General features: G+C 43.2%; 11 protein-coding genes. 8 read left to right on the forward strand and 3 right to left on the reverse strand.

Translation table 11 applies throughout. The features are described from left to right. The first annotated feature begins 9 nt into the window (after positions 1–9). Positions 10–561: a shikimate kinase gene (locus tag QUB61_RS13695; protein WP_333129192.1), complete on the forward strand. Its 552-nt coding sequence runs from the start codon at positions 10–12 to the stop codon at positions 559–561. A 1,379-nt stretch (positions 562–1,940) separates the two neighbouring features. On the opposite strand, the gene QUB61_RS13700 is transcribed toward QUB61_RS13695, so the two are convergent. After that, the gene (locus QUB61_RS13700) at positions 1,941–2,384 is read right to left on the reverse strand and encodes a hypothetical protein (RefSeq protein WP_333129196.1); all 444 of its coding nucleotides are present in this window, start codon (positions 2,382–2,384) and stop codon (positions 1,941–1,943) included. A 63-nt stretch (positions 2,385–2,447) separates the two neighbouring features. Further along, entirely contained in the window at positions 2,448–2,852 is a 405-nt protein-coding gene (locus QUB61_RS13705; RefSeq protein ID WP_006635751.1) for an NIL domain-containing protein, read from the reverse strand. A 177-nt stretch (positions 2,853–3,029) separates the two neighbouring features. On the opposite strand from QUB61_RS13705, the gene QUB61_RS13710 reads away from it, so the two are divergent. The 7 genes from QUB61_RS13710 (at position 3,030) to QUB61_RS13740 (ending at position 12,080) form a co-directional block, all read left to right on the forward strand. Continuing rightward, a complete protein-coding gene (locus tag QUB61_RS13710) occupies positions 3,030–3,632 on the forward strand; it encodes a thioredoxin family protein (RefSeq protein ID WP_333129198.1) in 603 nt (200 codons plus the stop codon). A gap of 532 nt (positions 3,633–4,164) precedes the next feature. Beyond that, on the forward strand, positions 4,165–7,392 hold the full coding sequence (locus tag QUB61_RS13715) for an efflux RND transporter permease subunit (RefSeq protein WP_333129200.1): 3,228 nt from the start codon (positions 4,165–4,167) through the stop codon (positions 7,390–7,392). 148 nt (positions 7,393–7,540) lie between these two features. After that, positions 7,541–7,690 (forward strand): hypothetical protein, encoded by a 150-nt coding sequence (locus tag QUB61_RS13720; protein ID WP_333129202.1) that lies wholly within the window; start codon positions 7,541–7,543, stop codon positions 7,688–7,690. A 110-nt stretch (positions 7,691–7,800) separates the two neighbouring features. Continuing rightward, positions 7,801–9,948, forward strand: coding sequence for an RtcB family protein (locus tag QUB61_RS13725; RefSeq protein ID WP_333129204.1), 2,148 nt, complete (start codon positions 7,801–7,803; stop codon positions 9,946–9,948). A 228-nt stretch (positions 9,949–10,176) separates the two neighbouring features. Then, entirely contained in the window at positions 10,177–10,737 is a 561-nt protein-coding gene (locus QUB61_RS13730) for a hypothetical protein (RefSeq protein ID WP_333129206.1), read from the forward strand. Beyond that, the gene (locus QUB61_RS13735; protein ID WP_333129208.1) at positions 10,718–11,323 is read left to right on the forward strand and encodes an AAA family ATPase; all 606 of its coding nucleotides are present in this window, start codon (positions 10,718–10,720) and stop codon (positions 11,321–11,323) included. Before QUB61_RS13730 ends, QUB61_RS13735 begins: the two co-directional genes overlap by 20 nt. A gap of 1 nt (position 11,324) precedes the next feature. After that, on the forward strand, positions 11,325–12,080 hold the full coding sequence (locus tag QUB61_RS13740) for a hypothetical protein (RefSeq protein ID WP_333129210.1): 756 nt from the start codon (positions 11,325–11,327) through the stop codon (positions 12,078–12,080). A gap of 123 nt (positions 12,081–12,203) precedes the next feature. On the opposite strand, the gene QUB61_RS13745 is transcribed toward QUB61_RS13740, so the two are convergent. Beyond that, positions 12,204–12,575 (reverse strand): DUF4278 domain-containing protein, encoded by a 372-nt coding sequence (locus tag QUB61_RS13745; protein ID WP_333129212.1) that lies wholly within the window; start codon positions 12,573–12,575, stop codon positions 12,204–12,206. Between the last annotated feature and the right edge of the window lie 156 nt (positions 12,576–12,731).

Below are 12,731 nucleotides of genomic sequence, written 5' to 3' on the forward strand. Positions count from 1 at the left end.
GGTTTGGCAGTGGATTTGTTGAGGGGTGTGAATATCTATCTCGTCGGGATGATGGGTGCGGGAAAAACAACGGTGGGGCGCATTTTGGCAAAAACATTAAAATACCGTTTTTTTGATACTGATGAACTAATTGTTCGAGTTGCTAATCAGTCAATTGCTGAGATTTTCGATGGAGAAGGGGAAGAGGCTTTTCGGGAACTAGAAACTAAAGTGCTCGGTGAGTTGTCTGCTTATAAAAATTCGGTCGTGGCTACGGGCGGCGGCATTGTGACCCAATCGATGAATTGGGGTTACTTGCACTACGGTGTAGTGGTTTGGCTGGATGTGCCTGTAGATCAACTGTACGCTAGACTGGGTTCGGATACCGCTCGACCCCTACTGCGGGAGGGGGATCTCAAATCTAAGCTGCAAAGCCTTTTGAACGAGCGAGAGCGTTTCTACACTCAAGCAGATGTCCGAGTTTGCGTTCGTGGAGACGAAAAGCCTGAAGAAGTTGCGGCTAGGGCGATCGAGGAAATCAAAAAAGTTATCAAACCAGAAACCGCGCCCGATCTCAATTGATACATTCAGAAACCGGGTTTCTGAGAAAATAACAGGTTTCTCAGGACTTTTGATACCAGTTCCAAAAAATAATGCAACCATACGCAAGGTTCAAACCACAAGCTTCCTCAGTCATTCCCAAAATCTAAAATCTAAAATATAAAATCGTATGACTTCGGTAAAAATAGTGGTTTTTGCCGCTCGTGTGTCCGTTTAACCGCCCCATGTTTGGGAATCAACCGGGTTTGAGTGGATGCGATGCGTAAGTTTTATCAGAAAAATGGGCGGAGCGACGAAGCGGAGGGCACAAACCCGGTCCTAGAAGGACGGCTTTGTGCTATCCTACAAAAGTCAAGGTTAAACTCGCAACGCCCTCGTGAAACAGTAAGACACACTTTTAGGCGTAAAGAATTGGACAAAGAGCAGCGAAAACTTTTAAAACCGCAAGAGAATCAACGCATTCTCTTACCCTAAAATAAATAATTTGGTTCGATCGATCGAGTAGGGCGGGGCACGCCCAAACTCTAGATTCGTATTCTAGTACGCTTTTGGAGATAGACCCTCTGGGACGCGAGTAAGTTAGGCTCGTCAATTGGTACTATAGTACGGTTGAAAAGTTTAAGTATTGCCGAAAGGATACTATGTCAAAAGGTCAGTCGCTGAATTAAGAATCCTCGCCTAGGAAAGAGCGAGGAGTGTCAAAAGTATGAGGATGTGGCGATGCGGAGATTTTATACAAAAACTAATGGCAGACTCGTTTGATGCGTTAAAGTCGGCTATTGAGTTCTCCCTAAAAATAAAATGGCCCCACCGCTGAAGGGCTGTAGGGCGCAAGGACAGTTAAACGCTAACTTGATTGTCGGGAAATTTAGCATCGATGCTATCCTCCTATGTGACGATTTTACGATCGTCCATTCACTCATCAACTCTGCCGTATCAAAAAATGTAACCCAGCACCGATCGAATTCAAACTGTCCTATTCTAAAAACAATACCTCATGCATTCTGACGAGCAGCTCTCTAAAGCTGCTTTTTTATTGCGATCGATTTTTTGGCGGCCAGACTTGCGGGATCTTGGGAATAACATTTTTAGCAACAGTCGCTACACCTCAATACTGCCCTAGCGGTTTTCAGTTCCACTCCAGGTTCGTCGGTAATTGGTAATTGAGAATTGGGAATTGGTAATTGGGAATTGGTAACGCGCAACGGGGAATCGACCATTGACAAGCTGTACCTCACCAGGCTTGACAACTGCTATGATTGCGGCGCGGAACGGGGCATTAATCCGGGTGGGGGATGGAAAAAAAATGAGCTGTATTTATTGATGGCCGATCTGATAGTTTTCTGCTAAATATCCGTTGCCAGTTGTAGAATTTGGTTGGGTGAATTTCCCGTTCCCAATTAATAGAATACGAGCCTGCCTGTTTTTAACCAAAACTCGATCGCTCCGCCCAACCCCACACCTCCTAAAGAAATGGTAGTTAATATTACAAAAGCCAGCCAATTTTTCCAACCAGATATTTGAATATCGAGTCTTGCCAAAACTCCGGCTGAAATCAAGAGTAAACAAGTAGCAAAAAGGTGCAGCCAGGCAAAAACTACCACTGCCACAAAAGCTCCTACAATAATAGCAAGAAAAGCACCGATATCACTCGAAAACCACCCCCTAATTAAGGCTTTTGTTTTTCTCATCGGGAACGACAAAAAGATATCCAACACTAAAATTGAAGCTAGGGCTACAAACCAAGTCTGGTGCGGGGGAACATCAAACTCAGTTAATTTCCAGCCCAAGGTGAAATAACTAACAAAAAGTAGAGTTAGGGAAACCCAAGATTTTTTTTTCATCCGATGGGGAAATTAGGAGAACCAAGAAAAAAAGATGACGGTCCCGATGAGTTTGTACAGGGCCTAGAGGTTAGTAGAAATAGCTTGCACGGGACAGGTAGGGATGCACTGCTCGCACACGATACACCGCGATCGAGCAAAACTTAGTTTAAAGCTTTCTGGGTCAAGGGTCAAGGCTTCGGTCGGGCAAACCCCCGTACACAAACCGCAGTGAACGCAGATATCTTCGTCTATGAGTATTTCCCGACTGGCTAGGGAAACGCCGATGTTTTGCGATCGCATCCAGTCGATCGCCGCTTCTAGTTGGTCGATGTCCCCTGATAACTCTAGCACCAGTTTGCCCACTTGGTTCGGAGCCACCTGAGCGCGGATAATATTGGCTGCAACATTAAAATCCTTTGCGAGTCGATAGGTGACAGGCATTTGGATCGATCGTTGGGGAAACGTCAGTGTTACCCGTTTTTTCACCCTGCAAGTCCTCGGTAATTTACAAACAATCTTTGTTATCTTATGTTTTAGCGCACTTGGTCTAATTCTGGCCTCTTCAAAAATTTTTGTGAGATTGGTCTGATTATCTCAAAATGTGGTATAATCTTAATTTATTATTAATAATAAAAACCTAGAAATAAAACCGCAATCCATTTTATGACCCAAAATTCGCCCAACTCAACAGTCGCCCCCGCCGCCAAAAATCCCGAAACAAAAGTCGCCGCGCGCCTCAGAAACTTATTGATCGTGTTAGCAGCGATCGCCCTTTCAATATCCATCTTCTTCGGGCTGCGAACTCAAACGCCTACAACTACCCTCACCGAAATGGCAAAAGCCTCCGCACCGCTAGAAACAGCTTTAGCAAACGGCAAGCCGACGCTGATAGAATTTTACGCTAATTGGTGTACTAGCTGTCAGGCAATGGCTAACGATCTGAGCGAAATCAAACAGAAATATGCCGAACCGCTGAATTTTGTAATGCTGAATGTAGACAATGACAAATGGCTGCCAGAAATCACAAAATATCGAGTAGACGGCATTCCGCACTTTGTCTATTTGAACGATAAAGGCAGCGCCGTTGCTGAAACCATGGGCGAAATGCCGCGCAGTATTATGGAAGATAACTTAGAAGCTTTAATTGCAGGAAAACCTCTGCCACACGTCCAAGCGGGCGGTCAAGTTTCTAATTTTACTCCCCCCACAGAACCTGTGAAAACAAGTAACTCCGACCCCCGCGCCCACGGCAGTCAAGTACAGTAAATGAAGGAAGAAGGAAGAAAGAAGAGGGAAAAGGGAAGAAGACTTTAGGAACAGGCAAGATGCCTGTTCCACAACAAATAAACTTTCTTGTGGAACAGGCATCTTGCCTGTTCCTGATTGCGATAACTTACAGAGATTCAAAAGCCCCTCGCACATTATGTCAATTGCGGTTTAGGGCAATCGACTACCTCTAAAGAAATATTCACAAAAACTTTTGGGAAAATTTATTAAGATTTATTATACTCCTCGTAAGGTGCGTCATTAAATATTCTCTCACCCCCGAGAGAAATTCAAGACTGACGCACCCTACTAGAATTAGTCTGATACCAATTTTTTATGAGGCCCCGTAGAATCCGATCCCCCCTAGCCCCCCGCGTCCGGGGGGGACAAGATTCCGATCTTTCGTCCCCCGTATTAAGGGGGATGCGAGGGGGATCGAGATATGTGCAACTTCACATTAAATTGGTATGACTGACTGGGTAAACTTTTCAATTCTAAAATCTAAAATCTAAAATCTAAAATCTAAAATCTAATGACCGCCGATAAACCCGGATTCAGCATTAGCGCGACCGCGATTCGCCGCCACATCGGCACCCTCATGCTGACACTTGCCATTATAGTCGTGGGCATTTTCTACATAACCCAACTGCCCGTTGACTTGCTGCCCTCCATCACCTATCCCCGCATCAGCGTGCGCTTGGACGCCCCCGGAGTCTCCCCAGAAGTCGCCGTTGACGAAATTACCCGCCCCCTCGAACAAGGACTTTCAGCAACAGAAGGAGTCACGCAAGTTTTCTCTCGCACCCGCGAAGGACAAGTCAGCGTCGATTTATTCTTTAGACCGGGCGGCGATATTGACCAGGCTCTTAATGACGCTACAGCCTCCGTCAACCGCATTCGCAACCGACTTCCCGATACAGTTGAATCGCCAAATCTGTTTAAATTTGACCCTTCTCAACAGCCGGTTTACGAATTTGCCCTGACTTCAGACTCACGCCAAGGGGTAGATTTGCGGGTATTTGCCGATGAAGAATTAGCCAGGGAAATTAACGTGATTCCCGGGGTAGCTTCCGTTGACATTTCCGGCGGCGTTCAAGAAGAAATTCAAGTTAATATTGACCTGAATCGGCTGCAAAGTTTAGGAGTTAATCTAAACGATGTTTTTAATGCTTTGCGCGAGCGCAATTTAGACACTTCCGGCGGCCGGCTGCGGCAAGAATCTAACGAACCGCTGGCGCGCACAGTCGGCCGCTTTCAAAATGCCACAGAAATCGCCAATCTTTCCTTTCAAGTATCTGGTTCCAACCCGCCAAAACGAGTTTACCTGCGCGATTTTGCTCAAGTCAATGACGGTACAGAAGAACAGCGAGTAAAAGTTTTTCTAAATCAAAAACCAGCCGTTAAAATTAGCATCTTGAAACAGCCGGACGCCAACACCATTACTGTTGTTGACGGAGTGAAAAATCGCATCAAAGAAATGCAGGAGTCAGGCTTAATTTCGGCAGACATGACCGTAGTTACGACCTTAGACGAATCCCGATTTATCCGCAATTCCTTAGCCGATGTGACCAATTCGGGAATTTCCGGCGCAGTCCTCGCCGCGATCGCAGTTTTGTTCTTTTTAGGTTCCCTGAGACAAACCCTGATTATCTCTCTGACTATTCCCCTGTGTACTCTAGCAGCCATTATTTTAATGCGGCTGTTCGGCTTGTCGCTGAACTTGTTTAGTTTAGGGGGTTTAGCGTTAGGAATCGGTCAGGCGATCGACACCAGCGTAGTTATTTTAGAAAATATTGTAGTCGGTCTAGACAGCAACCCTCATCTGAAAAAAGGCAGAATCAAAGATCGAAAAGAACGCACGATAGAAGAGTCAGTATTGCGGAGTGAAGAAGTAGAATCAGCAATGGTTGCCTCAACAGCCGCTAACTTAGTATCAGTGCTGCCATTTTTGCTGATTGGCGGCTTCTTTTCGCTGCTATTTAACGAATTAATTTTGACAATTAGCTTTGCAGTAGCAGCGTCTCTGCTAGTAGCTTTAACTGTAGTGCCGATGCTGACTTCTCGCTTGATGGGAATGTCTTATTCCAGCGGTATCAATCAGTTCGGGCCGATAAAACATTTTAACCGCGGCTTTGAAAACGGTACGCGTGCCTACGGTTCAATGCTGTCAAAAGTCGTGGGTTTGCGGTTAATTATCATTGCAGTCGCTTTTGTGATTTTAGGCGGCGGCACTTGGGTAATGGTAGGTCAAATCCCCCAAGAAATTTTGCCTAGAGTTAATACCAGTCAAGCCCGATTATTTGCTTCGTTTCCTCCGGGTACTAACTTGGAAACAAATCAAAAAGTGGTTGCCGCCGCCGATAAACTTCTGCTCGCACAGCCAGAAACAGCTTACACTTTAACGACAGCGGGAGGGCTGCTTTTCGGCAACAGTACAGTTGAAAATTTGCTCAGGGGAAGCAGCACAATTACGCTCAAACCAGGTACGAATACCATCGCTTTTACGGAAAGAATGACTGAGGAATTCAAGAAACTTGACGTTCCTAAAGGAACTCGCATCCGGCTAGCTCCAGAATCGATTAGGGGTTTAGTTTTAACTAATTCCCCAGTGCGGGGCGGCGAAATTGATGTGATAGTTCAGGGGCCAACTGAAGAAGTATTGCAGCAAGCAGGTAGTCAGATATTAAAAGAATTAGATGAGAAGGTAAAATTAGCTCGGTTTCGACCGGAGGCAGACCCGTCGCAGTCAGAAGTGCAAATTCGTCCAGACTGGGAAAAGGCATCTGTGTACGGGCTGACGGCCCAAGACATTGGGGAAACGATTCAGACAGCAATTGAAGGTGCTGTTCCGACTCAATTGCAGCGGGGAAACCGCTTGGTAGATGTGCGGGTGCAGTTCGATCGCACTTCTGTAAAATCTATTGCTCAACTCGGACAAATTCCCTTATCTGGCGGCAATAACAGCATCGTCCGTTTAAGCGATGTGGCAAATATTACGATCGGCAAAGCACCGGGAGAAATTCAGCGTCTCAACCAGCGGCAAGTTTTCTTAGTTGTCGGAAACTTGAATAAGGGTGCAAGTCTCGGCGATGCTGTCCAGCAAGTCGATGCAGTTTTATCAGAAATGAAGTTGCCACCAGGAGTAAGCATTGTGCCGAGTTCGGCTGCTGAAACTAATCAGCAATTGCAAACTTCTCTCAAGCTTTTGGGAGGGTTGGCGACTTTTTTAGTGTTTGTAGCGATGGCGGTGCAGTACAATTCCCTGGTTGACCCCCTGGTGATTTTGCTGACAGTGCCGCTGGCGTTGGCGGCGGGAGTATTCGGGCTTTATGTGACCAAAACTGCGATCGGTGCGACGGTGATGATCGGTGCAATTTTGCTAGTGGGAATTGTGGTGAATAACGGCATCATTATGCTCGAGTTGGCTAACCAAATTCTCGAAGAGGAAAAGGTCGATCGCACAACAGCAATTCTCAGGGCAGCACCTCAGCGCTTGCGGCCGATTTTGATGACAACTATTACTACAGTTTTGGGTTTGTTTCCCCTAGCTTTGGGAATTGGAGAGGGTTCGGAGTTTCTGCAACCTTTGGGTGTGGTGGTGTTTTCCGGTTTGTCGCTGGCGACGCTGATGACGCTGTTTATTATTCCCTGTTTCTATATTTTGCTGCACGACTTCTTTGGGATGTTGGCACCGAAGAAGAAACCGCAGACAGTTGCTATTCCCGTGCAGAAGGCGGCGAGAAAGACTCCGAATTTGTAAAATCCTGATATCTTACACCATTTTTAAGAACAGGCAAGATGCCTGTTCCACAAAGAATGAGTTTTCTTGTGGGGTGGGCATCCTGCCCGCCCATAAAAGGCTGATTGAAAATGATGCAAGATTTTAGTTTTAACCGACTGTAGAAAATATGAGCCAGAACAGGCAGGATGCCTTTTCCACAAAGCAAGGGAAAGTGCGATCGATTTTAGTCCTCTTTGAGAGGACTTTTGCTATGAGACAGGGAATTCATTCCCTGTCGGACTGTCGGATTTACCAACAATACCGCTACTGCATTTGATGTTCAGTTGAGACGGCTAGAATTAGTCAATAAGGTGTGTTTGACATCCAAAACTTTTTTATGTTACAATAATACTACACAACAACCTGGCCAAACAAACTTAAACAAAAATGCCCTACGAAAAATTAGACATATCAGCCCCAAAACCAGTATTATCTTGGGCAAATCACGCCCTAGGCGAAAAAGAAACCAAGATGACCGCAAACGTAGCGTCTTTGCCTTTTGTATTCAAACACGTCGCACTAATGCCCGACGTACATTTAGGCAAAGGTGCTTTAGTCGGTTCAGTAATTGCCACAAAAGAAGCGATTATTCCGGCTGCTGTGGGCGTGGATATTGGCTGCTTTACTGATGATACACAAATTCCTCTAGTTAATGGCAAATCTTATGCGATCGGGGAACTGGCTAGGAGTCAAAAAGAATTTTTTATCTACTCCTGTACAGAAACAGGCCGAATTGTTGCTGCTAAGGCTACAGCCAAATTAACTAGAAACAATGCCGAACTGGTTAAAGTGGTACTGGATAATGGAGAAGAAATCAAATGCACTCCCGATCATCAATTCATGTTGCGGAATGGTGAATACCGAGAAGCGCGGGATTTGACAACTGGAACGTCATTGATGCCCTTTTATTCCAAACTAGATAAGGATGGGTATACCTTAGTACAGCAAAACTATTCAGGTAGATGGCAGAAAGCTCATTGGATGATTGGTCGTTGTGGTTTGTTAGGAGACATACCATCTTTCCCCAATCAGAGAACTGTGATTCATCACAAAAACTTTAATCCCGCCGATAATAGACCAGAAAATTTAGAATTCATGGGTCATAATGACCACTCTGCCTATCACCGCTCATTGGTTGATAGAAACACCTATTGGCAATCCCTGGAATTTGAACAGAAAAGAAAGCAAGCCCTAGCTGATAAAGCTCAAACCTCAGACGGACACAGGTATTACGCCGAACGGGGAATGAAAAATATCCTTAAGTATATGGAGAATAATCCCCAACACTTCCAAGAGTCAGTTGCAGGGAATGGCGAACGAGGAAAAAAGTATCTAATTAATTACAATCAGAGTGAAAAGGCTAAAGCAAAGAGTAAAGAAATTGCTAATCGGCTATACCCTTGTGAGACTTGTGGAGATCAAATTAAAACTCCTATCGGACTTCACAATCATCGAAAAAATCAGCACGGCTACAACCACAAAGTAGTTGATATTATTCCTTTAGTTGAAAAGGAAGATGTCTATTGCCTAACAGTTCCCGAATACGGCAACTTTGCGTTAACTGCCGGAGTATTTGTCCATAACTGCGGTATGATGGCTGTGAAAATGCCTTTCACCGCCAACAAATTAGAAGGCAAACTCAAACAAATTCGACTCGATATCGAAGCGGCGATTCCTGTGGGATTGGCGGAAAATAAAGAAGTAGAAAAAACTGTCACTAACTGGCAAAAATGGGGTGAATTTAAGGAACTTCATCAAGGCGTGCAGCATCAAAACAATAAAGCCTTAAAACAAATGGGTTCCCTCGGCGGCGGCAATCATTTTATTGAGGTTTGCGTTGATACTGAAAATTTTGTTTGGCTGATGCTGCACTCCGGTTCTCGCGGCATTGGAAATTTGCTCGCACAGCAGCATATCGAGACTGCTAAAGATTTAGCTAAACTGGCAGAAATTAGTTTGGCTGACAAAGATTTGGCCTATTTTGTGGCGGGTACGCGGGAGTTTGCGGCTTACTGGCACGATTTGCAGTGGGCGCAAGATTATGCTCGTTTTAATCGCGATGTAATGATGAATCGGTTTAAGCGAATTGTGGAAAAGCACGTCGCGGGCGGCAAATCTGTTAAGCCGTTATTAGAGGTGAATTGCCACCACAATTACGCGGAAAAAGAGGTGCATTTTGGCGAAGATGTGTATGTAACTCGCAAGGGTGCCGTGCGCGCGGATGTAGAGGATTATGGGATTATTCCGGGCTCGATGGGGGCGAAGTCTTTCATTGTTAAGGGTAAAGGTAATGCGGAAAGTTACTGTTCTTGTGCTCACGGTGCGGGGCGCTTGATGTCTCGCACTCAAGCGAAGAATGTATTCACTCTTGATGATTTTGTGCGGCAGACTGAGGGGGTTGAGTGCCGGAAAGATGAGCAATTTTTAGATGAAATTCCGGGGGCTTATAAGCCGATTGATGAGGTGATGAATCAGCAGTCGGATTTGGTGGAAATTGTGGCGACTTTGAAGCAGGTGGTTTGTGTCAAGGGTTGATGGTGATAATCAGAAACCGGGTTTTTTACGAAATTACTGCATTTGAGCCTTGAACTCGTGAAAAACCCGGTTTCTTTTTCAGGAGTGGGTCTCCCAAAGTCGGTATTGACACAAGGATTCTTAATGGTTTATAAATAAAGTGTAGAGCTTATAATTATCCCAATAATTACTCGATTCCCCAAAGGCAAATACGTTGGGTTATATGAACAATAAAAACCATTTTTAATTATGAAGATTATTTCACTGAGACTCAAAAATAATTTTTTGGATTGGGATTTGGATGAAATTAAGTTTTCATCAAACTTAACCCTTTTAGTAGGTGTATCAGGTGCAGGCAAAACCCAAATCCTGCATGCAATTCTCGATTTAAGACTTATTGCAAATGGAACAGCTATAAATGGGTTTGAATGGAAAATCATATTTTCTACGGTAAACGGTACTGAATTTATTTGGGAAGGTGGTTTTGATACTGTTGAAGAAAATGAACTAAGTTTTGAGGATGATGAAAAAGAAAAAGAAGATGAGCGAGAAAAATCTTCCTTAATTTATGAAAGATTGACCTCAAACAATCAGGTTTTAATTGAGCGAAATTTGGAAGAAATTAGATATAAAGGTAGCTCAATGCCTAAGCTTTCTTCGCAGCAATCAATGATATATATTTTGAAAGAAGAAACTGCGATCAAAGAAGCCTTTGATGCTCTAAATAAAATAGAATATCGCGATCAATCATACAATAAACGGTCGGCGTCCTATAAACTCAAACCAATCTTTGCACTCGCTCAAAAATAAATACAAAACCTTAGACAGTATAGTAAATAGTGATGAGGATCTTAGAACTAAACTATATCTAACTTATGAAAACAAGTTAGATATTTATGAAAAAATAAAGTCAAGATTTATTGACATTTTTCCACAAATCGAAAATCTAAAAGTTGAGCCTTTTAAAAGTTACATCTTGCCTAAATCAATTGCTGAAAAATTTCAGCCGGGTATTTCTATAAAAGAGAAATCTGTACCAAAATGGATTATAGAAAATAGGATGTCTTCGGGGATGTTGCGTACAATTATTCATATAGCCGAAATGTTTCTGGCAAATGAAGGTTCGGTAATATTGATTGATGAATTTGAAAATAGTTTAGGCATAAATTGTATTGACATCTTGACTGATGACCTGATTCACGAAAATAAAACCTTACAATTTATTGCTACAAGCCATCACCCTTACATTATCAATAATATTCCGTATGAATATTGGAAAATTGTGACTCGACAGGGCGGACCTATTAGAATTTGTAATGCCTCAGATTATCATTTGGGTAAATCTAAACAAGACGCATTTATTCAATTAACCAAAATTCTCGAAAAACAATCATAGTATGAACTTCTATTTTGTATTTGAAGGGAAGACAGAACCGATTGTTTATAAGAAGTGGTTATCTGTACTTCTTCCAGACTTGACAGAAGTGGATAGTTTTGATGCTGTAAATCAGAATAACTATTATTACGAAAGTAATATGGGCGTTCCTAATTGCTACAAAGTTGCTGCTAATGCTATCCAAGACATTAACGAGTGTCCTAAATATAATTACTTGGTACTATTTACAGATGCAGACAGTTTTACAGTTGCAGAGAAAAAAGCGGAAGCTGATAAGGAAATTAACTTAGAATTACAAGATAAACCTTTTAAAACATTACCGGAAAATTGCCAAGTAGAAATTATTGTGCAGAACGTTTGTATTGAAACTTGGTTTTTAGGCAATAGAAATTACTTTGTCAGACATCCACAAGATAATCCACTTTTGAAAAAATACATCGAATATTTTGATGTAAGCAAAAGTAATCCCGAAGACTTAGCGAGTGAATTTGTGCAAGATGAAGAAAATACAAAGGATATTTTTGGATATAAAACAAAAGATCTGTTTCATGAAGGTTATCTTAGAGAAATTTTTAAAGAGCGTAGTTCGGCGTCAAACAAGAATTTTTATTACCGTAAATCTAAACCGATGGAAGTACAAGAAAAATATTACCTTGACCAACTGATAGCGAGAATTAAGGCCAATTCAGATCACTTACTTAGTTTTCAAGAATTTATAGAGTTTTGTTTGAAAATTAAGGCGCAACTAAATCAATAATACATCGCCGTGTGCGCTGTGGGGAAAGGAGAATTCGATCGCACAAACAGCATCAAAAGGGGGAAATTGAGCTTAACTCGATTTCCCCCTCTTGACAAACGCTTTGTTTTCTCAGGCTGTTCTCTAACAGGCCATCTGCTGCCACTCAAGTTCTAGCAAGCGCAGCAGTCTTTCATCGCCCTTGGCCTTGGCCGCTTGCTGTCTGCGATCGAGAATATTGCAAATATTCGCCCGGTGCACTTGCGCCACTTCCACACCTGTTGGGTAAGATTTAACCGCCGCTGGGGCGCTAGCTGCTGCGACATCCCGATCGCCAGCTTGAGAATCTCGCTTTGTGGTATAGTTTCTGCCGCCGTATTTATTTGGGGCGGGAATGTGTCTCGGATAGCGATAGTTCCAGTTTTGACCCCGATATTTGCCCGCGACTTCGCCTTCCATCATATCGACTGTCGGAATGTCGTACTCGTAGTTTGCGCCGCGATAAGTGAGTTTCATATCTTTTGATCCTTATATGTATGGAGATAAAAAGGGCAGTCAAATGAGCTTGGGTTTTCTTCGCTCAAACTTTTTTAGTTTCTGTATTCAATTATACTGTTTTTTAATATGAATGCGTTAAATTTACAAAAATTAATATTTTGAGGGCGAGAGCAT

Source organism: Microcoleus sp. C2D2, assembly GCF_036702495.1.
In the GTDB taxonomy this organism is placed as follows: Bacteria; Cyanobacteriota; Cyanobacteriia; order Cyanobacteriales; family Microcoleaceae; genus Microcoleus.